Below are 21,082 nucleotides of genomic sequence, written 5' to 3'. Positions count from 1 at the left end.
CACATGTCCGAAGGAGAACGACATGGCCCCGCTGCAGAAGTTCTGCGCCCCCGGAGTATACGACACGCCCAGCTACAGCCAGGCGATCAAGGTCACCGGAGCCCCGACGATCCGGTTCCTCGCCGGTCAGGTCCCCTACGCGCCCGACGTCCGCCGGCGGATGGACTTCCGCGTGGTCCGCGACGAGTTCTTCGGCCAGCGGGGCCCGGCCTCGACGATGGTCGAGGTCAGCTCGCTCTCGCATCCCGACTACCTGATCGAGGTGGAAGCGATCGCGGTCCTGTGAGCGCCATCGCTCCCTACCTGTTCATCCTGCTCTGGAGCTCGTCGTTCGTCACCGCGCGCGTCGGGCTGCGCTTCGTCTCCCCCCTGCTCTTCGTGGGGGTGCGGCTCGTGGCGGCCGGCGCGCTCCTGGGCGTGGCGGTCGCCCTGTCGCGGCGGGCCCGGGAATCGCTGCGCGGGCGCTGGGCGCACCTCGCGGTGGCCGGCGCGCTGGTCAACGGCGTCACCCTCTCGGCATTCCACGTGGGGATGGTGACCGAGAACATCGCGGTGATGGCGCTGATCCAGTCGCTCAGCCCGATGCTGATCGCGCTCTCCGCGGTGCCGCTGCTCGGTGAGCGCCTCCGCTCCGGCCAGTGGCTCGGCCTGGTGCTGGGCACCATCGGCGTGGCCATGGTCGTCGCTCCCCACGCGGTGGGAGATCCGGCCGGATGGCGAGCGATCCTGCTCGGTTTCCTCGGGGTGGCCGGCCTGGCCGGCGGCACCGTGTACTTCCGCCGCTTCTGCGCCGACGTGCCGCTGCTGCCGGCCACCGCGGTGCAGGTGGCGGCCGGCGCGCTCCTGACCCTGGCCGCGATGGCCGCGTTCGAGCGTCCCCACGCGGTGTGGACCGCTGCCGCGGTGACCACGGTCCTGTGGAACGTGGCCGCCGTCTCCATCGGCGCGATGGCGCTCTACTACTACCTGCTGACCCACGGGACCGCCGGCCGGGTGGCCGCGAACTTCTACCTGGTGCCCGTCACCGTGGCGATCGTCGGGTGGGCATTCCTCGACGAGCCCCTGACCCGGCTGGCCGTGCTGGGCTTCGTGATCGCCTCGTCGGGCGTGTTCCTGGTCGCGCGGCCGGTAGGCGCCCGCCCGGTGGGACCGGCCTCGGGTCATCGAAGGCGTTGACAGCGGGCGCGTGAGCTTCCTACCATACGCCCGCCTTTCACGCTCGCCAGGAGGCTCGACATGACGTCACGTCCTATCGCCGCGATCGCCGCCGCCGTGCTGCTCTGCACGGGGCCCGCGCTCGCCCAGGACAAGCTCCCGCCACTCCGCACCGGGGTCGACGGCACCTTCGCCCCCCACGCCATGCCCAAGCTGGGCGGCGGGGTGGAAGGGTTCCAGATCGATCTCTTCACCGAGGTCGCGCGCCGGATGAAGCGGGAGATCACCATCGACGCGGTCAGCTTCTCGACCCTGATTCCGGGCATGCAGGCCGGCCGCTACGACTTCATCGCGGCACCGACGACGGTGACGAAGGAACGGGCCGAGAACATGCTGTTCACCGCGGGCTATCTCTGGACCGCCTACCAGTTCGGCATCAAGAAGGGCTCGGAGCCGATCAAGGGCTGGGCGGATCTCAAGGGCAAGTCGGTGGCGGTGAACAAGGGCACGCCCTACGAGACGATGTCCAAGGCCAAGGCGGCCGAAAACGGCTTCACCGTCCAGGTCTACGACACGCAGCCCGACGCGACGCAGGCCGTGCTCTCGGGCCGCGCCTACGCCACGCTCGGCGGCAACACCACCATCGTGTACGCGGCGTCGAAGAATCCCCAGTTCGTGGCCGACCTCGAGCTGAAGGACACGCGCGCGCACTGGGCCGCACCGGTCCCCAAGAGCAACCCCAAGCTCCGCGCCGAGCTGCAGGACGCGCTCGACTGCATGAAGAAGGACGGCACCATCGCGCGGATGTCCGAGAAGTGGTTCGGCCGCAAGCCGGCCCCCGACGGCCTCGAGGTGGTGATCACCCCCGGCTACGGCGTGCCGGGCATGCCGGGCTACGACCCGACGCCGCACGAGCTCAAGTGCAACTGAGCCCGTGAGGAGATGAGCGGGCCGATCGTCGACGCCCGCGGGCTCCACAAGCACTTCGGGGCGCTCCACGTGCTGCGCGGCGTCGACCTCGCGGTGGCCGAGCGGGAGCTGGTCTTCGTGATCGGCCCGTCGGGCTCGGGCAAGTCCACCCTGCTGCGCTGCCTGAACCGGCTGGAGGAGCCGTCGGCCGGGCGCGTCGTGGTGGACGGCATCGACATGCTCGACCCGCGGACGGACATCAACCACGCCCGTCAGCGCATCGGCATGGTCTTCCAGTCGTTCAACCTCTACCCGCACATGACCGCCCTCGGCAACGTGACCCTCGCGCTCCGCAAGGTCGCGGGCAAGTCGCGGGCCGACGCCGACACCCTCGGGCGGGCTGCGCTCACGCGGGTCGGCCTGGCGGACCGCGCCGCGCACACCCCGGGGCAGCTCTCCGGCGGCCAGCAGCAGCGCGTCGCGATCGCCCGCGCGATCGCGCTGGAGCCGCGGGTGATGCTGTTCGACGAGCCGACCAGCGCGCTCGACCCCGAGCTGGTGGGCTCGGTGCTCGAGGTGATGCGCTCCTTGCGCGAGAGCGGCATGACCATGATCGTGGTCAGCCACGAGATGGGCTTCGCCCGCAACGCGGCGGATCGGGTGCTCTTCATGGACCAGGGTGCGATCGTGGAGGAGGGCCCGCCCGCGGTGATCTTCGAGCGCCCGACCCACGAGCGGACCCGCACGTTCATCGGCCAGATCCAGCGGCACTGAGCCGACCGTGTCGCGCTGGGATCGCTTCGTCGAGACGTTCTTCAACACCCGCGTCATGGCGCGCTACCTGCCGGACATCCTGTCCGGCGTGGTGGTCACGATCGAGCTGGCCGCCCTCGTGGTGGTCACCGGCATCGCGGCGGGCCTGACCCTGGCCCTGCTGCGCAGCCTCGGCATCCGGCCGCTCAACTGGCTCATCATCGGGATCGTCGACCTGTTCCGCTCGCTGCCCCCGCTCGTCGTGATCGTGCTGATCTACTTCGGCCTCCCCGCCATCAACGTCTCGCCGTCGGGCTTCGTCTCCACCTGGCTGTCCCTCGCGCTGGTGCTGATGGCCTTCTCCGAGGAGATCTTCTGGGCCGGCATCACCTCGGTGGCCCGAGGGCAATGGGAAGCGGCGCGCTCCACCGGGCTCTCGTTCGGCCAGACCCTGCTGCACGTGGTGCTGCCGCAGGCGGTGCGGCTGACCATCCCGCCGCTCACCAACCGCACCATCGCCATCACCAAGGGCACCGCGCTCGGCACCGTGGTCGCGGTCACCGAGATCCTGGGGCAGGCCAGCTCCGCGATGTCCAACTCCTACAATCCCTCGCCCCTCATGATGGGCGCGGCGGCCTACGTGGTGCTGTTCTTCCCGGTGGTGGTGGCGGGGCGCTTCATCGAGACCCGGTTCGCATGGAAGCGCTGATCCAGACCTTCCTGAACCCGGAGATCATCGCCGCCTCGTGGCCGATCGTCCTGGCCGGGCTGCGGAACACCGTGCTGCTGTCGCTCCTGGTGGTGCCGCTCGGGCTGCTCGGCGGGCTGATGGTGGCGCTGCTGGCGAGCGTGAGGAATCCCCTCGTGCGCTGGCCGCTGATGGCGTGGGTCGACTTCTTCCGCGCCTTCCCGCCCCTGGTGCTGCTGATCCTGCTCTTCGCGGGCCTGCCCTTCGCCGGGCTCGAGCTGGGCGGCTTCGTCTGCGTGGCCATCGCCTTCTTCCTCAACACCGGCGCCTACTACGGCGAGATCCTCCGCGCGGGCATCGATTCGGTCCCGGGCGGGCAGCTCGAGGCCGCGCGCTCCACCGGGCTCTCGCGCCTGCAGGCCATGGCCTACGTGGTGCTGCCGCAGGCGGTGCGGAACGTGCTGCCGGACCTGCTCTCCAACACGCTCGAGGTGGTGAAGCTGACCGCGCTGGGCAGCGTGGTCGCGGTGCCCGAATTGCTCTATCAGGCGCGACAGGCGCAGAGCATCACCTACAGCCCCACCCCCATCGTGGTGGCCGCGCTGATCTACTTCGTGCTGCTGTGGCCGGTGGTGCGGCTGCTGAGCCGTCTGGAGAACCGCGCGCTGGCCGGGCGCTAGGTGTTCGAGGGAGCGGCTGCCTCGGGGTGAGGGCGGGCTAGTCGAACATCAGGACGGTGCGCGCGACCTCGCCCGCCTTCATGGCGCGGAACGCTTCGTTCAGGTCGTCGAGGCGGCCGCGCCGCGTGACCATCTCGTCCAGCAAGAGCCGGCCCTGCCGATAGAAGTCCAGATACCGCGGGATGTCGATGCGGAACCGGTTGCCGCCCATGCGGGAGGTCTGCACGCGGCACTCGGGCCGGATGGCCATCCATGGGAACTCGATCGTCGCGTCGGGCGGCAGCACGCCGACGATCGTGGCGGTGCCGCGGACGGCCAGGCTCTCGATGCACTGGCGCACGAGCGTCGCGTTGCCGACCGCCTCGAACGCGTGATCCACCCCGGCGCCTCCGGTCAGCGCGCGCACCGCCGCGACCGGGTCGTCCTTCGCGGTATCGACGGTGTGAGTCGCCCCGACCCGCCGGGCCATCTCGAGCTTGCTCTCGAAGCGGTCGACCGCGATGATCTGCCGCGCCCCGCCGATGCGGGCGCCCTGCACGATCGAGAGCCCGACTCCGCCACACCCGAAGACGGCCACGGTCTGCCCGGCCTCGAGCCCCGCGCTGCGGAGCGCGGCGCCCACGCCGGTCAGCACCCCGCAGCCGACCAGGGCCGCGCGATCGAGCGGCAGGTCGTCGTCGATCTTCACCACCGAGTTCTCGTGCAGCAGCATGCGCTCGGCATAGCTGCCGATGCCGGCGAAGGAGGGAATGCCCTGCCCCTTTTTCGACAGGCGCGGCGGCGCCGCGGCGCTCCGGGCCACCGCGCCGCCGACGCACACGTTCGGGTGACCGCTGAGGCACTGCGCGCAGCTGCCGCAGAAGCCGGAGAGACAGGCCACCACGTGGTCGCCCGGCCGCAGCGTGGTCACCTGCTCGCCGACCGCCTCGACGACGCCGGCGCCCTCGTGGCCGAGCACGAGCCCGCGATCCAGCGGGAACCGGCCGTCACCGTCCACCACGTGCAGGTCGCTGTGGCAGACCCCGGTGGCCACCGTGCGGACGAGGACCTCGCGGGCCATGGGCCGGTCGACGTCGATGGACTCGATGGGCACCGGCGCGTGCGTGGCGCGACAGACCGCGGCCCGGATCTCCATCGCGGCGCGCTCAGTCGTCCAGCAGCGCGATGACCCGCGCCGGCGCCGACTCGGTCTTCCACTTCGCGGGCAAGGCCACCACCTTGGCCTTCGACGGGATCTGGTCCAGGTTGGTGAGGTTCTCGATCTGGTAGACGATCTTGGGCAGGATCGTGCGGTGCACCGGCATGCTGCTCTGGAGGATCTCGCCCGCCTTCTCGTAGCCGATGCCCGCGCCCTTCTCCTCCTGCGCGAAGTCGTAGCCGAGCACCTTGGGCTGCTTGGCGACCAGCCACTCGGCCGATTCCCGGGTGAGGCAGGGCGACTCGTCCCACCACTTCGGGTCCGTGGTGACGTGGCCCTTCGGCCAGTCGGTGCGCAGGAAGATGGTGGCTCCGGGGGTGATGTGGATGCCCTGCGCCTCCAGGGCGCGCTCGGCGCGCTCCAGGTCCGCGGGCGTGATGCGCTCGTTCGCCCGGCCCTTGAACGTGAGGTCCATGACGATGGCCTCGCCGATCATCGCCTCCAGCGGCAGCTGCTCGATACCCGGCATGTCGCGGAAGAAGTGGTGCGGGGTGTCGATGTGGGTGCCGGCGTGCACCGTCATCTCCACCACGTTGGAGACGAAGCCCTTCTCCTCCCACGTCACGATCGGCTTCAGCTTGAAGTAGTACTCATCCTTGGCGAACGGCGCCGAGTCACACTCCTCGACGGTCATGCTCAGGTCCACGATCCGCATGCGGGTCTCCCTCCCTGGAGGTCGCGGCCTTCTCGCACCGTTCTGGCGCGGCGGCCGTCACACCCGCGCATTGTAGCGCGGTCGGCGGCGGCGTGGACGGACCGCTACCCGCCGGCCGCCTCGCACGCGGTCAGGCGACCGGCGAGGAACGCCTGTTCCCGGGCGTTGTCCGCGAGGCGCAGGGCGCGCCGATACTCGACGGCGGCCTCCGTGAAGCGGCCCAGCCGGCGCAGGAAATCGGCGCGGGCCGCGGGCAGCAGGTGGTAGTCGCGTAGCGCCGCCGCATCGAGCGCGTCCAGCGCGGCGAGTCCCGCCGCGGGGCCGTCGGCCAGGCCCACCGCCACCGCCAGGTTCAGCTCGATCACCGGCGACGGCGCCAGCGCGGCCAGAGCCCGGTAGTGATCCACGATCCGCTCCCACTCCGTCGCCTCCCACGAGGCCGCGCGCGCGTGGCAGGCCGCGATCGCGGCCTGCAGCCGATAGGGCCCCGCGCCGGCGTTCCCGCGCGCGCCCGCCCGCTCGAGCAGCGCGAGCCCGCGGCCGATGCGCGCCCGATCCCAGCGGCGCCGGTCCTGATCCTCGAGCAGGACCAGGTTGCCGTCGGCGTCGGTGCGCGCCGCGGCGCGCGAGGCCTGCAGCTCCATCAGGGCCAGCAGTCCCAGGACCTCGGGCTCGTCCGGCATCAGCTCGGCGAGCACGCGACCGAGGCGAATGGCCTCCTCGCACAGGTCGTCGCGCAGCAGGTCCCGGCCGCTGTGGGCCGCATAGCCCTCGTTGAAGATCAGGTACAGCACGGCCAGCACCGGGGAGAGTCGCAACGCCAGCTCGAGGCCCTCGGGCACCTCGTACGGGACGCCGCCGTCGCGAATCGCCCGCTTCGCGCGCACCAGACGCTGGGCGATCGTGGGCTCCGGCACCAGGAAGGCGCGCGCGATCTCCACGGTGGAGAGGCCGCCCACGAGCCTCAAGGTCAGCGCCACCCGGCTCTCGGCCGGCAGCGCGGGATGACAGCAGGTGAAGATCAGCCGCAGCCGGTCGTCCGGGATGTCGTCGGGCTCGGCCACGTCAGGCGGCTCGTGCGTCGCGTCCTGCGCGAGATGGGCGAGCTCGGTCGCGCGCGCTCCCGCGCGGCGGCGGCGGCGCAGGTGATCGAGCGCCCGCCGCCGCGCGGTCGTGACCAGCCAGGCGCCCGGGCGATCGGGGATTCCGCTGGCGGGCCAGTGCGAGAGCGCCTGCTCGAAGGCCTCCTGAACCACCTCCTGGGCGGTGTCGATGTCGCGGATCGTGCGGAGGATGGACGCGACCACCCGCGCATGCTCCTGACGGAAGACCTCCGCCACGCGCCCCCGCACGTCGTCGGGGCGGCTTCCTTCTCCCGGCCTCTCTACGTGGTCGGTGGCTCCCACGGGTCCGCATGGTACGCCCGTCCCGACCCGGGCCGCACCGCGGCCTCAGGCCATCGCTACATCGGCCAGATCGGCCGCACCTCGACGTACCCGCCCTCACCGAGTGGGATCTTCTTGGCCCACTCGACCGCCTCCTCCCTGGTCTCGCACTCGATCAGGTAGAAGCCGCCCAGCGCCTCCTTGGTCTCGGTGAACGGCCCGTCCATGACCTGACGCTGGCCGGCCTTGACCCGAATACGGCTGCCGTCGCTGTCCGGCCGGAGGCGCTCGGCGTGCACCATCTTGCCGGTCGCCCGCAATTCCTGGGCGAAGCGGGCGTGCCCCTGGACGATGGCCTCCATCTCCGCCTTCGGCGGCGCGGTCTGGTTCTTGTCGTCGCTTCCGATCAGCAGCAGGTAGCGCATGTGCATCCTCCTTTACCAGTACGACGTCGGCCACCCCCGGAAATCGACATCTCGTGTCGACCCCGGCCTTTTTTGAGGTTCCGCGGCCTTGTGGTGTACTCTGAGTCCGCTCCAACGACCGAGCCCTCGGGTTCGGCTCTTCACCGACCAGTGATAGCGCGACTACGTGTATCGGCGGGAGCTCGAGCGATGGGCTCGCTCGGGCTTTGCTTCGTCTTGCTGCTGGCGGGCCACGGGCCGCTGGCCGCGCAGGACGGCGGCCTGCCCTTCGTCCCCGCCTCCGTGGACGCCGATTGCTCGGCGTCGAGCGAGACCGCGTATCGCCTCCTGCCGGAGAAGTTCGGCGACCACGAGCGGTGGCTGGCCGTGGCGGGCCTCGAGACGGACGTCCCGCTGAGGCTCGGGCTGGGTCGCCCCCGACCGACCGAAGCGCCGCGGCCGTCCGACGAACCGGCTTCCGGGACACCGCCCTGCCCGCCGCATCGGCTGCTGGCCGCCGCCGATACCACCGAGGCGCCGCAGCGCCTGACCCTGGCCGAGCTCACGGCCCGAGTGTTTCCGACGGGGTTCGACCGGGCCGAGACCGAAGTTCCGCGGTGGAGCTTCCTGGACCGCCACCAGGTCCTCTTCTCGGTCCTCATCCCGGTCACCGCGATCGCGGCGGTCACCGCCAACTCACTGGTCGCGTACAACACCAATCATTCCTTCCGGATCCACCACGAGGGCTTCTTCGGGAAAGACACGGTCAACGGCGGTGCGGACAAGGCCTCCCACCTCACCGACTACTACGTGATCGCCAGCCTGTTCGAGGACGCCTACAAGATGATCGGCTACTCGGAGAAGGAGGCGATCTTCTGGGGCGCCGGCCTCGCGTTCACCACCGGGCTCGCGAACGAGGTGAGCGACGGGTTCACGCGGCACGGCTTCTCATGGGAAGACCTCGCGATGGACGCGGCGGGGGCCACCGCGGCGGGCGTGCTGTCGTTGACCCACACCCGAGACCTCCTGGGACTGCGGACGTCCCATCTGCCCAGCTCCACGTACACGCACGACGTCTACTCCGCCGATTTCAAGTTCTCCGGGCTCGGCGAGCGGCTGGGCGTCAACCTGGGGCCGCTCCGCTGGCTGCTCTTCTCGGTGACCTACAACGCCAAGGGCTACCGGGTCAACCCACCGGAGGAGCACCAGCGCCAGCTCGGATTCGAGATCGGGCTCAACCTCCAGCAGATCCTGTTCGACCTCAAGGTCAGCCGCGGCACCTGGTGGGGCTACCCGCTCCACGTCGTCGCCGACAACATCCGGTTCCCCTTCACCGCGGTCGGGATGCGGGTGGACCTGAACCGCGGCAAGTGGCACGGCCCGAACGCCGGCAACTACGACTAGGCGCGACGCCCCGGTGGCCCCTCAGGCGCCGGCCAGCCCATACAGCGCGGCCGCATTGTCGTGCGTCAACCTGCGGCGCATCTCCGGGGAGAGATGCCGCATCTGCCGCTCGATCGCTTCACGCGAGTGAGGCCAGACGCTGTCGGGGTGGGGATAGTCCGACGCCCACAGCAGGTGGCCGTCGCCGAAGAACGGAATGAGCGACATCGCCACGTGGTCTTCCTGGAAGGTCGCGTAGATCTGCCGCTTGAAGAGCTCGCTCGGCTTCGTGACGAGCGCGGCGCCGCCCTTGTCGGCCCAGAATTCCTTCGCCTCCCACAGCCGCCAGTGGCGGTAGTCGAGCTCCTCGACCAGCCACGGCAGCCACCCGGTGCCGGCCTCCGCCATCACCATGCGCAGCTTCGGGTGACGCTCGAGAATCCCCCAGGCGAACAGGTCGACGAAGGGCTCCAGGAAGTTTCCGAGGAAGAACTTGGTGTTCTCGAAGACGCTCGCCGCCTTGTTGGCGACGCGATCGCCCGGCTTGCCCACGAACACCGTGATGTGCCAGGAGAGGATGATGCCGCTCTCCTCGAGCGCCCGCCAGAGCGGCTCCCAGGCCGGGTCGTCCAGCTTGGGCTGGATGTTGGCGATCATGAGATTCACCTGGCGCACGCCGCCCTTGGCCCGTAGCCGCTCGAGCTCGGCGAGCGCGCCCCCGGGAGTCTCCGGCAGCATCGGCAGGCCGATCAGCCGGTCGGGCGCCGCCTTGCAGAAGTCGAGCAGCCAGTCGTTGTAGACGCGATAACAGGCGGTGCGCAGCATCGGGTCGTCGGTCGAGATCTGGAAGATCGGCCCGAAGATCACCTGCGTCGCGACGCCGTCACGGTCCATGTCGGCCAGACGCAGCTCGGCGACGGCCGGGCGCCGCGCGCTCGGATCGTGGATGCCCGCGCGGTCGAAGGCGCTGTAGAGCGCCTTGATCGCACGCGCGGAGCCCGTCGCGGGCGGCTTGCCGTCCCAGCGACCCCAGACCTTGCCGTCGCACACCCACACCGCCTGGCCGTCTCGCTCCTCGACATGCGGCGCCCGATCGAGCAGCGACGCGGGCAGCCGCGTGGTCCACAGATCGGCGGGGAGCTGGCTGAGATCCATGTGATCGTCGCAGGAGATGAGCCGGTCGGTCATGTGATCCTCCGGTCGATGGACGAGTTCCGCCGCGGGGCGGCGACGGGCCGATCCTACCGCACTCCGGCCCGCCCCGTGCGGCGGGAGACTGCCGGGGGCTACCCGGCCAGCGCGCCCTTCAGGACCTGACCGCTGAAGTTCCCGGTCGACTCGCCGTTTTCCAGCGTGACCACGCCGTTGACGATCGTGGCCCGAATGCCGTCCGCTTTCTGGACGAGGCGGCGGGCCCCGCCGGGCAGATCGTTCTCGATCCTCGGCAGATGCGGCCGTACCCGATCCGCCTCGAGCAGCACGAGGTCGGCCTGGTAGCCCTCCTTGACCAGCCCGCGCCCCCGCAGCTCGAAGGCCCGCGCATTGTCGTGGGTCATCTTGCGGATCGCCTGCTCCAGCGTGAACGCGCCCCGGCGGTTCACCCAGTAGTGGATGAAGTGGGTCTGGAGGGACGAGCCCATTTCCTGCGCGGAGTGCGCGCCGGAATCCGAGAAGGTCGCCAGCGTGAAATCGTGCGTGAGCATGCCGAGCACGTCTTCGGGCCGCTCGTTCACCACGGGCCAGACGTAGACCTGGTCGGGATTCTCCAGCGAGAGGTCGATGATGGTCTCGACCGGGTGGGTGCCCCGCTCGCGGGAGAGCTCCTCGACGGTCGGGTCGTTCCAGTCGACACCCTTGAGCACGAAGAGGTTGCCGTAGTCGGGCTTGCGCGGATCGGTCGTCGCCGCGCCGCCGCCCTGGAGCTTGTTGTCCTTCGGCTTCATCCGCTGCTCCGCGGCGATGAGCTCGCGGCGCCGCGCCGGGTCGCGCAGGAGTCGCTGCTGCTCGTCCAGCGGAAGGGAGCGGACGGCCCGCCACTCGGGCAGCACGTCGAAGGGGAGATAGGACTTCAGGGAGAAGATGGCGTTGATCGAGCGGGTGGTCCCCTGGCCGAACATGCGGCCGCCGGCCTCGTTCACGTCCTTGATCACCTTGGCCTGCGTCTGCCAGGACACCGGGTCGTCGCCCTGCCGCGTGCCGACCAGCCCGAACATGACGGTGCGCCGATAGGCCAGCGCGAGCTGCTTGAGCCGCTCGAGGAACGCGACGTTCGCGGTGTGCGAGAGGAGCACCTGCCCGAACTGGAAGATGCCGGTGTCCAGCTCGGCCATGGCGGCGAAGATCGCCTCGATCTCCTTCCAGTCCGCCTGACGACTCGCGACCGGCGTGCCGTCCGGGGTGAGGTGCGTGTGGGTGAGCGAGGTCGAGACCCCGACCGCGCCCGCGCGGAGCGCCTGCTGGATCAGCTGCGTCATGGCGCGGATCTCTTCATCGCTCGCCGCGTCGGTCAGCGCGCGGCGGCCCATGACGTACATGCGCAGCGCCGAGTGCCCGACGTACATCGCATAGTTGATCCCCTTCGGCCGCCGCTCCACCGCCGCCATGTACTCCGGGAACGTCTCCCAGGTCCAGTCCATGCCGGCGGCCATGGCCGCGGCCGGGATGTCCTCGACATAGGACAGGCAGCTCGCGTACCACTGGCGGTCCGCGGGCTTGCACGGCGCGAGGGTGAAGCCGCAGTTGCTCATGACCACCGAGGTGACGCCGTGGTAGCAGGAGCAGGTGCCGAGCGGGTCCCACATGACCTGCGCGTCGAGGTGGGTATGGCCGTCGATGAACCCCGGCGCGACGATCAGTCCGTCGGCATCGATGACCCGCCGAGCCGGATCATCGAGGCGGCCGATCGACACGATCCGCCCGTCGGAGATGCCCACGTCGGCCGCGAAGCGCGTGGCGCCCGAGCCGTCGATGACCGTACCCCTCTTGATCAGCAGATCCAGCATGGCGAGCTCCTCCGGCCGAGCGTGGTCGAGATGTCGACGGCGGCCAGAGTATACCCGCATGTCACGAACCGCGGCGCGCGCTCGGCAGATCGGCCATGGGACCAAGGTCCTATTGGTCTCGAGCCCAAAGCCGATCAGACTCGGCCGCAAGAGGAGACCCCTATGAACTGGAGTCGTGGTCTGTCTATGCTCATCTCGGCCACCTTCCTGGCCACCGCCGCCGGGCTGGCCGTGCCGACAACGGCGCAATCGCAAACCCCGGGCATGGATCGACGCGAGGATCGTCGCGACGATCGTGGCGGGGCGCGGGACACGCGCCAGACCGGCCGTGAGGAAGCGCGGGACGCCAAGATCGATTGCAAGAAGAGCGGCGAGAAGAGCCGGGCGGAGTGCCGGCAGGGAAAGCGGAACACGAAGCAGGGCGCCCGTCAGGACGCGCGGCAGCAGAAGATCGACTGATTCGAGCGCCCGGCCGTGCGGAGACGGCCGATCGTCGGTCCGGTCTCGATGGTCTTGGCGATCGCGCTCGTCGCCTGCTCGTCGACGACCGAGCAGGGCACCAGGCGCGCGCCACGAAGTGACCGGCCGCGCCGCGCTCGCCGGGCACGGAGGAGTGTCCCGATGACGATCATCGATTCCCAAGTCCACGCCTACGAGGCGAACACCCCGAAGCGGCCCTGGCACAGCGTGCCGAACTGGCCCGAGCACGTCACCGGTGACGAGATGGTGGCGGCCATGGACGCGGTCGGCGTCGACGGGGCGATCTTCATCTCCGCGTTTTCCATGTACCGCTACGACGCGAGCTATGCGGTGGAGGTGCAGCGAGCGCATCCGGGCCGCCTCGCCATCGTCAAGCCGGTCGATCCGGACGATGAGGCGGTGGTGGACGTCATCGCGGACTGGAAGAAGACGCCGGGCACGGTCGGCATCCGGATCATGATGACCAAAGAGGCGGGGCGCGATCCGAGCGACCCCGGCCTCGACCGGATCCTGCGCGCCGCGGTCCGGTACGACTTCCCGGTCAACATGCTGTGCTGGGGCAACGTGGACGCGGGCGCGGCACTCATTGACCGTCACCCCGACACGCGCTTCATCATCGACCATCTGGCCATCGCGCAGCCCCGGACGCCCCCCGCCCCGCCGGAGCCCTGGGCCGATCTGCCGAAGGTGCTGGACCTCGCCCGACGCCCGAACGCGGTGATCAAGGTCAGCGGGGCCTGCACGCTGTCCCGCGAGCCCTATCCGTTCCCGGACATCTGGGATCCCCTCGCCCGCGTATTCGACGCCTGGGGCTTCGAGCGCTGCCTGTGGGGCACCGACTGGACTCGCGCCTTCGCGGTCGTCAACTACGAGCAGGCCGTCGAGCCATTCCGCCGAACCGACCGCCTCAGCGAGAGCGAGCGGGCCATGCTCATGGGCGGCGCGTGCGCCAAGGCGTACGGCTGGTCTCCGAGAAAGGCGTGATCGAGGACTACGAGCCGGCCACGCTGCCTTGATGGACGGGACCGCGCACTCCGGCGCCTTGTCGACGCCGCTCTTCTCACCACGAGCGCCGAGAGGACTCGGCGCTCGTGGGAGAGGATGCCCGCGGCCGCGCGCGCTAGCTGCGTTGACCGCGTTTCCGGCGAGTCGCTAGCCCCAAGCCTGCCATCGTGGTGCCAAGTAGCAACAACGTGGCCGGCTCGGGGACTGGACTGACTGCGACGTCGTCCAGTTGAAAGAATCCCGGATCGTTACGGAAGCCGAAGACCAGCGGAGTGGTCGTGCTCGTAGCCAACAGATTCGAGAAGGTCTGCTCGGTATAGCTGAACGCGGGAAGGTTCAGCTGGTCGGAGAGCAGGCTTCCATTCCAGGACACCTGAAATTCGTTCGGCGTGAAACCGTCGCTCTGAAGGAAGTAGCTCAGGCTATAAAGCGTGCCGGGCGTCGTCGGTACGATCTGCAGCAGGAAGCCGAGGCTGCCGACCGGGCCCAGCCAGGCGGCGGAAGCGCCGCTGTGGGGCGCACCATCGACGAAAGTGAACCCGGTGTTGCCGAACTGAATCCAGCCGTTGAAGTTCCCCGTCTCGAATCCCGGATTGGTGATGAGATTCGCGTGCGCGGGACTCGCCAGAGCGAACAGTGCAACTGTCAGGATCAGTACAATGCCTCGTGCGACCATGTTGGACCCCCTTGACGAATTGGATACTCGAATACGCCAAGCGGTTCCCTCGCTGCACGTTCTGTACCGGCGACCCCACGAGAGTGGTCCGAGCAGATTGAAGCCGTTCCGGGTGCCGGAGGCGCGGCGACGTTGAAGCTGATTGCAGAGAACTCGCACCACGGTTCCTACGTTGTGACCTGCGCGGCTTGCTCCATTCGAGACAGTGACACTCAGGTGTCTCGATCGCGTACGCGCGTCGCAGGATGGACAGGCCATCTGGTGACGTCGCCGAAGAGCCGCAATAGCATCGCCCGGAGCAGATGCCTTTGACGACGCTCGGCCGGTGCACTAGAGTCCTGCCAGTTCCACTTCCACCTCGGAGGCTGCCGATGCGAACTCGGATCGCCATCCTGCTCGTCGCCCTGAGCCTGTCGAGCGTCGTCGTCGCCCACGGGCAGACCCTGGCCCCGGTCAACCCGGAGCGGCTCGGCTTGTCCGCCGAGGGCCTGGCGCGAATCACCGCCCTTTCCCGATGACCGGAACTTCGGCGTGAACGCCGACTTCAACGATCCGCGCGTCGCCCAGAAGTGGGAGTCGGGCGGCGGCGGCATGCTGAGCACCGCCATCGACTACGCGCGCTTCTGCCAGATGCTGCTCAACGGCGGCACCCTGGACGGCAAGCGCATCCTCGGGCCGAAGACCGTCGCCTACATGACCACCGATCACCTCGGCAGCGCCATCGCGACCACGCCGCTCTACCTGCCGGGCGCCGGCTTCGGCTTCGGCCTCGGCTTCGCGGTGCGGACCGCGGCGGGGGTGTCGCCCGTCGCCGGCTCGGTCGGCGAATACAACTGGGGCGGCGCCGGCGGGACCTACTTCTGGGTGGATCCGAAGGAGGATCTCTTCGTCGTGTTCATGATGCAATCACCCAAGCAGCGCGCGCCGTACCGCGGGCTGTTGAAGGACATGATCTACGCCGCCATCACCCGGCCGGCCGGCAAGTAGACCAGGAGGACACTCATGACCGGTCCATGGTCCCAGATCATCGCGGTCGACGACGTCGCGTGGCAGGAGTTTCAGCCCGGCATCTCGTTCAAGGTCGTCTGGCAGGACCCGCCCACGAAGCGGCGAGCCCAGATGACGCGCTTCGCGCCGGGGGCACAGCTTCCCCTGCACCGGCACGTGGGCGACGAGCTGATCTTCGTCATCGAAGGCGCGGTTGCCGACGAGTCCGGCACGGTCACCGCGGGCAACGTGGGCTACCGACCGAACGGGTGCGTGCACACCGTCACCAGCACGAACGGCGCGACGGTCCTGGCGGTGCTCACCGGCGATATCGAGCCGGCCGCGGCCCGAGAGCGCGCGCCCGCCTCGGCGATCGTCACCCTGAGCGACCTGCCCTGGATCGACGCGCGCCCGGGTGTCCGCCAGAAGCGCATCTGGGAGGACAAGGCGACCGAGCGTCGCGCGCTGCTGGCGCGCTTCGAGCCGGGGGCGGCGCTGCCGCTGCACCGGCACGTGGGCGACGAGCTGATCTTCCTCGTCGAGGGCGCCAACGCGGACGAATCGGGAATCGTCGCGACCGGCAACATGAACTACCGCCCGAACGGATGTGTGCACGCCGTCACCACCCAGCACGGCGCGACGGTGCTCGCCGTGGTCTGGGGGCACACCGAGCCAGTGTAGAGGAGAACCGGGATGAAGAAAGACTTCCCGATCTTCGACTGTGACAGCCACGTGGTGGAGCCGCCCGAGATCTGGGACGAGTACGTCCCGAGCGATCGCCGCGCGTGGGTCAAGACCCAGTTCCACTTCCATACCGACACCGACCAGCTCCGCATCAACGGGCGGGTGGTGCCGGCCACTCGCGAGCGGTCGAATGCGGCGGAAGTCGGATGGCCGCGCTGGAACAAGAAGGCGGTGGGGGCGCTGGTGCCCGGCACCGAGCCGTGGCAACAGCAGTTCGGGCGCCTCGCCGGTTGCCGCGACCCCCAGGCCCGGCTCCGCGATATGGACGCCATCGGCACGGATCAGGTGATGCTGTTCCCGACCTGGTTCGTCCGCCTCGCCCTCGTCCGCGATCCCGAGGCGGCCGGCATCCTCGCCAGCGCCTACAACGACTGGGTCTACGACTACTGCGCGGCAGATCGGCGGCGCCTGTTCCCGTGCGCGGTCCTGCCCATCCAGAGCGTCGAGCGATCGATCGACGAGCTGCGGCGCGCGGCCAAGCGCGGGTTCAAGGCGGCGGCGGTGCGGCCCTGCTTCTGGGGCGGACGCTACCCGACCATGCCGGAGTTCGATCCCCTCTGGCGCGAGTTCGAGGACCTGGGCATGGTGCTCGCCATGCACACGTTCCCATCGCGCGAAGCCCTGACCCCGGAATGGGCCGAGCGGATCGCGCGCACCCGCGGCAGCGGCGACGGGCTCCTCTTCACCGACGAGGCGGTCGTGTACTCACCCGGACAGTTCCTCAGCAACATCGTCTTCAGCATGGAGCCGAGCATCGACGCCTCCGAGGCCCTCGGCTTCATCTTCGAGGCGATGACCTGGCTCACCACCGTGCTCATGACGGGATGGCTCGACAAGTTCCCGAAGCTGCGGGCCGCGGTGCTCGAGTCCAACGCGACGTGGCTGCCCTTGGTTCTATCCCGCAGCCGCAACTTCCTCGACCTCTACGCCTTTCAGCGCGGGCCGGTCGTGCGCGATCCCGTTGAGGTCTTCTACGAGCGCTGCTTCATCGCCTTCGAAGGCGATGAAGAGTCGGTCTACCGCCTGTGGGATCAGTACGAGAACGTCGGCCTCTGGTCCTCGGACTACCCCCACCACGATGCGGAGGATGCGTGGGAAGCGCTCGAGCTGATGGCCAAGCACAAGGTCCCGGCCGCCGTGCAGCACAAGCTCCTCGGGGACAACGCCAGGCGCCTCTACGGTATCGAGCCGGTGCTGGCGGTCACCGAGCGCATCGAGGACTACGAGCCGGCCAAGCTGCCCTGGTAGCCCTTCGACCTTCGCCGCCCCCGCGGCCGCCGGGAACCACGCCGAGCCGCCCTTGTTCCACCTTTCACTGCCTATGACCGACGTCATAGAACACCGCGGCGGGCGGCGGTAGGGTGGGAAGCCAAGGAGGAAGGCCATGGCTCACGAATGCGGCTGCGATCACGGAGCGCCGACGGTTCTCGATCACTGCTGCGGCGCTCAGCTCACCCTGCGCGAGGCGGCGGCCTCCGCCGGCGTGCCGCTCGAGGCGCTGCTCGTTGCGCTGAACGAGGCGACAACGACGGCGGCATGATCTCGGCCGACATGACGGTCGCTCGGCTCCTCGCGGAGCACCCCGAGATGGTCGAGGTGCTGGCGAGCTACCATGCGCACTTCAAGCAGCTGCGGAACCGGCTGCTGCGCCGGGTGATGGCGCCGCGCGTGACGGTGGCCCAGGCCGCGCGGATGGCGGGTGTCCCGGCCGACGAGCTGCTGCGGGTCCTGCGGCGCGCGGCGGGTGAGGAGGCGCTCGACCCCGATCCATCCCCGGCACCGGAGGCGACCGTCGAGGCCCGTCGGGGCGAGGACCGGCCACCTCGGGCGCTGGCCGATGTCCCGGACGCGCGCCAGGTGCACCTCGACGTGCGCGAGGACATCCGCCGAGGGCAGGAGCCCTTCGCGCGGATCATGGCGGCGGTGAAGGCGCTCGGCGCCGATCGGGTGCTGGTGTTGCGCGTGCCCTTCGAGCCCATCCCGCTCTACGACGTGCTCGGCAAGCGCGGACTCGCTCACTGGACGGAGCAGCGGGCCGCCGATGACTGGTGGGTGTGGTGCTATCGCTCGAGCGAGCCGATCCCGGAGGCATCGTCCGAGGCGCCGGCGGCGGACGATCGCGGCGTGCTGGACGTCCGCGGCCTCGAGCCGCCACAGCCCATGCTGCGAGTCCTCGAGGCGATCGAGCGGCTCGGGCCGGGGGCCATGCTCGAGGTGCACCACGATCGCCGCCCGATGTTCCTCTATCCGCAGCTCGACGACCGTGGCTTCCGCCACGAGACCGACGAGCCCGAGCCGGGGCTCGTGCGCATCCTCATCTGGAAGGCAGACTGAGCGTGCACGCGCCGCCGTCCAGCCGCGGCCCCTCCCCGCTGCTTCCGCTGGCCTACCTGGTCTGCGCGGCGGCGGCGTTCCTGCTGGCTTCGATCGGCGTCGCGTGGCTCGCGCCCGAGCTGGCGGGGCACTACTATCATCCGCACCTCCTCGCCCTCACCCACACGGTGACGCTCGGCTGGATCACGCTCGCGATCATGGGCGCCAGCTACCAGCTCATCCCGATCGTGCTGGAGCGCCCGATCTGGAGCGAGCGGCTCGCCCGCTGGCAGCTCGTCATCCTCGTCCTCGCCGTGCTCGGCATGGTCCCGCACTTCTATCTCGGCACCTGGCCCGGGCTCGCGGGGGCGGCGGCGCTGCTGGCGGTCGGCGTCGTCCTGTACCTGCTCAATGTCGGCCTGAGCCTGCGCGGCTTCTCGCAATGGACGTTGACCGCGCGCCTGGTGACGGTGGGCTATGCCGGGCTGGCCGCGACCACCCTCTTCGGTCTCACGCTCGCGGTCAACCGCATCTGGCCGTTCCTGCCGAGCGAATTCTTCCCCACCCTGCACGCTCACGTGCAGCTGGCGCTGCTCGGGTGGGTCACGCCGATGATCCTGGGGGTGGCCGCGCGCGTGTACCCGATGTTCCTCCTCGCGCCGACGCCCCGGCGCTGGGCGTCGCGCTGGCAGCTCTGGGGTCTCGCGCTCGGCGTGCCGTCGGTCGTGGCGGGGCTGCTGATCGGACTGTCCGTCCTCCTCGTCGCCGGCGCCCTCGCGGTGGCGGCGGCGGCGCTCGCCCACGCCTCGTGGGTGCTCGACACGGCCAGGTCGCGGAAGCGGCCGGGACTCGACTGGGGGCTTCGCTTCGTGCTGACCGCCACCGCCTTCGTCGTGCCGGCGAGCGGGCTGGGGCTGGCCCTGGCGACCGGCGCGCTCTCGGGACCGCGCGCGGCGCTGGCCTACGCGGTCGTCGTCCTCGGCGGCTGGGCCTCGCTCACCATCGTCGGCATGATGCTGAAGATCGTGCCCTTCCTCGTCTGGTATCGCGCCTACAGTCCACGGGCCGGACGCGAGCGAGTGCCCTCCCTGGTCCAGATCTCCTCCCCGCGCCTCGAGGCCCTCGCGTACGCGCTGCTCACCGGGGGTGTCGGGCTCCTGGCCGTCGCCGTCTCCTTCGGTGAGGCGGCATGGATTCGCGCCGCGGGCCTCGCACTGGCGCTGGGCGCCGCTGCGTTCGCCGCCGCGCTCGGACGGATCCTGGGACATCTGTTCAATGCGGGGGCCTCGAAATGGCCCCCGCACTCCCCCAGTTCCGGTCCCGGGCCCACCACGCGCTCGGCACACCAAGCATCCGCCCCGCACTCCTCCCCCAGTTCCGGTCCTGGGCTCACCATGCGCTCGGCACACCAAGTCTCCGCTCCGCACTCCGCCGGGCCGGAGAGCCGGGGAGCGCCTCCGGACTCCCGCGCGCCACACATGCCGGCGGAGCGCGCCCGATGACGCCGTATGCGCGGAGCCCGTTCATCGCCGTCTGGGAAACGACGCGGGCCTGCGCGCTGGCCTGTGTGCACTGCCGGGCCGAGGCAATCCCCCGGCGCGATCCGGAGGAGCCGACGACGGCGAGGGCAAAGCGCTCCTGCAGCGTGTCGCCGCGTTCGGCGATCCGCCGCCGCTCGTGGTCTTCACCGGGGGCGATCCGCTGCGGTGTCCCGACATCGCCGAGCTGGTCGCCTACGGCACACGGATCGGGCTCGTCGTCTCGCTGACCCCGAGCGGCACCGCGGCCGCCACCGCCGAGAAGCTCGGCGCACTTCGGTGGAGCGGTTCGGCGCCGTCCTCTGGGCCCTGTTCTTCCTCATCCCGGTTGGGCGCGCTCGAGCCGATCACGGGCGCGGCGCCGAGGAGATCGAGACGGTGCTGCGCTGGGCGGCGGACCGGCAGCCGCGCGTGCCGTTCGGGATCAAGACGACGGGAGTCCTCAGTATCACCGCGTGCTCACGGCGCGCTCACACGTATGGTCACCGCGCGCTTCCCTGCGGGCGCCGCGGGCGGTGACGGACGGAAATGGGTTCGTCTTCGTGGACCATGTCGGCAACATCTGCCCGGCCGGCAACGTGCGCCAGGACGAGCATCCACTCTTCCTCGCCCTGCGGGATCCGGCCCGGCTCGGCGGGCGCTGCGGACGCTGCGAGTGGCGTGATCGATGCGGCGGCAGCCGGCCGCGTGCCTGCGCCGCGAGCGGCGATCCGCTCGCCGAGGATCCGGGCTGCGCCTATCAGCCGGCCCACGGATGGCCGGAAATTCTGCGCCCCATGACCTGGGTCATGCGGACCACCGGGGCTCGTGCCCTACGCTCGCGTCATAGAACCGGCAGCCACACACGCTCCGCGCTCGCGGCGGTCGGGCTCGGGTTCTTCTCGACGTGACGGAGCAGCTCGGGCTGAGCCAACCCGCCGGTCGCGCGCTGGTGATCCTGCTGCGCTACGTGGTGCCGCTCGGGATCACGGCCGCGAGCCTGCTACCGGTGCTCGTTCGGGACGCCTCCCCCTAGCGACGAGACCGAGTAAGGGCATGTCCTCCTTGACAGGAGCTCGCGTCCCGACCGATTCTCCTCCATTCGGGTTCCCCGGCGCGGACAGCAAACGGAGAGGATCCCCTCACGG

23 protein-coding genes and 2 pseudogenes are annotated in these 21,082 nt (G+C 70.0%); 18 read left to right on the top strand and 7 right to left on the bottom strand.

What is annotated here, in order from left to right:
- The first annotated feature begins 22 nt into the window (after nucleotides 1-22).
- The 6 genes from VKN16_15175 to VKN16_15150 are packed head-to-tail and all read left to right on the top strand — an operon-like array spanning nucleotide 23 to nucleotide 4,185.
- The gene (locus VKN16_15175) at nucleotides 23-286 is read left to right on the top strand and encodes a RidA family protein (protein HME95546.1); all 264 of its coding nucleotides are present in this window, start codon (nucleotides 23-25) and stop codon (nucleotides 284-286) included.
- A complete protein-coding gene (locus VKN16_15170; protein ID HME95545.1) occupies nucleotides 283-1,176 on the top strand; it encodes a DMT family transporter in 894 nt (297 codons plus the stop codon). The genes VKN16_15175 and VKN16_15170 overlap by 4 nt, the downstream gene beginning before the upstream one ends.
- A gap of 60 nt (nucleotides 1,177-1,236) precedes the next feature.
- Entirely contained in the window at nucleotides 1,237-2,085 is an 849-nt protein-coding gene (locus VKN16_15165) for a transporter substrate-binding domain-containing protein (protein HME95544.1), read from the top strand.
- A 12-nt stretch (nucleotides 2,086-2,097) separates the two neighbouring features.
- On the top strand, nucleotides 2,098-2,838 hold the full coding sequence (locus VKN16_15160) for an amino acid ABC transporter ATP-binding protein (protein HME95543.1): 741 nt from the start codon (nucleotides 2,098-2,100) through the stop codon (nucleotides 2,836-2,838).
- A 7-nt stretch (nucleotides 2,839-2,845) separates the two neighbouring features.
- Nucleotides 2,846-3,526, top strand: a complete 681-nt coding sequence (locus VKN16_15155) for an amino acid ABC transporter permease (GenBank protein HME95542.1) — start codon at nucleotides 2,846-2,848, stop codon at nucleotides 3,524-3,526.
- On the top strand, nucleotides 3,514-4,185 hold the full coding sequence (locus VKN16_15150) for an amino acid ABC transporter permease (protein ID HME95541.1): 672 nt from the start codon (nucleotides 3,514-3,516) through the stop codon (nucleotides 4,183-4,185). The genes VKN16_15155 and VKN16_15150 overlap by 13 nt, the downstream gene beginning before the upstream one ends.
- A 37-nt stretch (nucleotides 4,186-4,222) precedes the next feature.
- Here the strand turns inward: VKN16_15150 and VKN16_15145 are convergent, their stop codons facing one another.
- From VKN16_15145 to VKN16_15130, 4 genes are all read right to left on the bottom strand, one after another.
- Nucleotides 4,223-5,320, bottom strand: a complete 1,098-nt coding sequence (locus tag VKN16_15145; GenBank protein HME95540.1) for a Zn-dependent alcohol dehydrogenase — start codon at nucleotides 5,318-5,320, stop codon at nucleotides 4,223-4,225.
- Between the two features lie 10 nt (nucleotides 5,321-5,330).
- Nucleotides 5,331-6,038 carry a cyclase family protein gene (locus VKN16_15140; GenBank protein HME95539.1) on the bottom strand — a complete coding sequence of 236 codons (708 nt, stop codon included), beginning with the start codon at nucleotides 6,036-6,038 and terminating at the stop codon, nucleotides 5,331-5,333.
- 104 nt (nucleotides 6,039-6,142) lie between these two features.
- The gene (locus VKN16_15135; protein ID HME95538.1) at nucleotides 6,143-7,378 is read right to left on the bottom strand and encodes a sigma-70 family RNA polymerase sigma factor; all 1,236 of its coding nucleotides are present in this window, start codon (nucleotides 7,376-7,378) and stop codon (nucleotides 6,143-6,145) included.
- Nucleotides 7,379-7,500: 122 nt separating this feature from the next.
- Nucleotides 7,501-7,848: a YciI family protein gene (locus VKN16_15130; GenBank protein ID HME95537.1), complete on the bottom strand. Its 348-nt coding sequence runs from the start codon at nucleotides 7,846-7,848 to the stop codon at nucleotides 7,501-7,503.
- Nucleotides 7,849-8,037: 189 nt separating this feature from the next.
- On the opposite strand from VKN16_15130, the gene VKN16_15125 reads away from it, so the two are divergent.
- A complete protein-coding gene (locus VKN16_15125; protein HME95536.1) occupies nucleotides 8,038-9,231 on the top strand; it encodes a DUF2279 domain-containing protein in 1,194 nt (397 codons plus the stop codon).
- Nucleotides 9,232-9,252: 21 nt separating this feature from the next.
- Here VKN16_15125 and VKN16_15120 read toward each other — a convergent pair whose 3' ends face one another.
- Both VKN16_15120 and VKN16_15115 read right to left on the bottom strand, forming a co-directional pair.
- Nucleotides 9,253-10,398: an amidohydrolase family protein gene (locus VKN16_15120; protein HME95535.1), complete on the bottom strand. Its 1,146-nt coding sequence runs from the start codon at nucleotides 10,396-10,398 to the stop codon at nucleotides 9,253-9,255.
- A 98-nt stretch (nucleotides 10,399-10,496) separates the two neighbouring features.
- Nucleotides 10,497-12,212, bottom strand: a complete 1,716-nt coding sequence (locus tag VKN16_15115) for an amidohydrolase family protein (protein ID HME95534.1) — start codon at nucleotides 12,210-12,212, stop codon at nucleotides 10,497-10,499.
- A gap of 162 nt (nucleotides 12,213-12,374) precedes the next feature.
- On the opposite strand from VKN16_15115, the gene VKN16_15110 reads away from it, so the two are divergent.
- Together VKN16_15110 and VKN16_15105 are read left to right on the top strand one after the other, a co-directional pair.
- Nucleotides 12,375-12,671 (top strand): hypothetical protein, encoded by a 297-nt coding sequence (locus tag VKN16_15110; protein HME95533.1) that lies wholly within the window; start codon nucleotides 12,375-12,377, stop codon nucleotides 12,669-12,671.
- Between the two features lie 162 nt (nucleotides 12,672-12,833).
- On the top strand, nucleotides 12,834-13,676 hold the full coding sequence (locus VKN16_15105) for an amidohydrolase family protein (protein HME95532.1): 843 nt from the start codon (nucleotides 12,834-12,836) through the stop codon (nucleotides 13,674-13,676).
- A gap of 136 nt (nucleotides 13,677-13,812) precedes the next feature.
- Here VKN16_15105 and VKN16_15100 read toward each other — a convergent pair whose 3' ends face one another.
- Nucleotides 13,813-14,373, bottom strand: coding sequence for a PEP-CTERM sorting domain-containing protein (locus VKN16_15100; protein HME95531.1), 561 nt, complete (start codon nucleotides 14,371-14,373; stop codon nucleotides 13,813-13,815).
- 371 nt (nucleotides 14,374-14,744) lie between these two features.
- Here VKN16_15100 and VKN16_15095 point away from each other — a divergent pair, with 371 nt between their 5' ends.
- The 9 genes and pseudogenes from VKN16_15095 (at nucleotide 14,745) to VKN16_15055 (ending at nucleotide 20,970) form a co-directional block, all read left to right on the top strand.
- Nucleotides 14,745-14,891, top strand: coding sequence for a hypothetical protein (locus VKN16_15095; GenBank protein HME95530.1), 147 nt, complete (start codon nucleotides 14,745-14,747; stop codon nucleotides 14,889-14,891).
- A pseudogene (locus tag VKN16_15090) lies at nucleotides 14,863-15,360 on the top strand (serine hydrolase). Before VKN16_15095 ends, VKN16_15090 begins: the two are co-directional and overlap by 29 nt.
- Before the next feature lie 15 nt (nucleotides 15,361-15,375).
- Nucleotides 15,376-16,041, top strand: coding sequence for a cupin domain-containing protein (locus VKN16_15085; protein ID HME95529.1), 666 nt, complete (start codon nucleotides 15,376-15,378; stop codon nucleotides 16,039-16,041).
- Between the two features lie 12 nt (nucleotides 16,042-16,053).
- Nucleotides 16,054-17,352: an amidohydrolase family protein gene (locus VKN16_15080; protein ID HME95528.1), complete on the top strand. Its 1,299-nt coding sequence runs from the start codon at nucleotides 16,054-16,056 to the stop codon at nucleotides 17,350-17,352.
- Between the two features lie 136 nt (nucleotides 17,353-17,488).
- Nucleotides 17,489-17,644, top strand: coding sequence for a hypothetical protein (locus VKN16_15075; protein HME95527.1), 156 nt, complete (start codon nucleotides 17,489-17,491; stop codon nucleotides 17,642-17,644).
- An 11-nt stretch (nucleotides 17,645-17,655) separates the two neighbouring features.
- Nucleotides 17,656-18,438, top strand: coding sequence for a DUF2249 domain-containing protein (locus VKN16_15070; GenBank protein ID HME95526.1), 783 nt, complete (start codon nucleotides 17,656-17,658; stop codon nucleotides 18,436-18,438).
- A 2-nt stretch (nucleotides 18,439-18,440) separates the two neighbouring features.
- Nucleotides 18,441-19,919 (top strand): hypothetical protein, encoded by a 1,479-nt coding sequence (locus tag VKN16_15065; GenBank protein HME95525.1) that lies wholly within the window; start codon nucleotides 18,441-18,443, stop codon nucleotides 19,917-19,919.
- A pseudogene (locus VKN16_15060) lies at nucleotides 19,916-20,701 on the top strand (radical SAM protein). The gene VKN16_15065 and the pseudogene VKN16_15060 overlap by 4 nt, the downstream one beginning before the upstream one ends.
- A gap of 140 nt (nucleotides 20,702-20,841) precedes the next feature.
- Entirely contained in the window at nucleotides 20,842-20,970 is a 129-nt protein-coding gene (locus VKN16_15055; GenBank protein ID HME95524.1) for a hypothetical protein, read from the top strand.
- The last annotated feature ends 112 nt before the right edge of the window (nucleotides 20,971-21,082 follow it).

It is taken from the genome of Candidatus Methylomirabilota bacterium (assembly GCA_035315345.1).
Classification (GTDB): Bacteria; Methylomirabilota; Methylomirabilia; order Rokubacteriales; family CSP1-6; genus CAMLFJ01.
The sequence above is the reverse complement of the archived record's forward strand: the minus strand, read 5'-3'. Positions and strand labels throughout refer to the sequence as shown.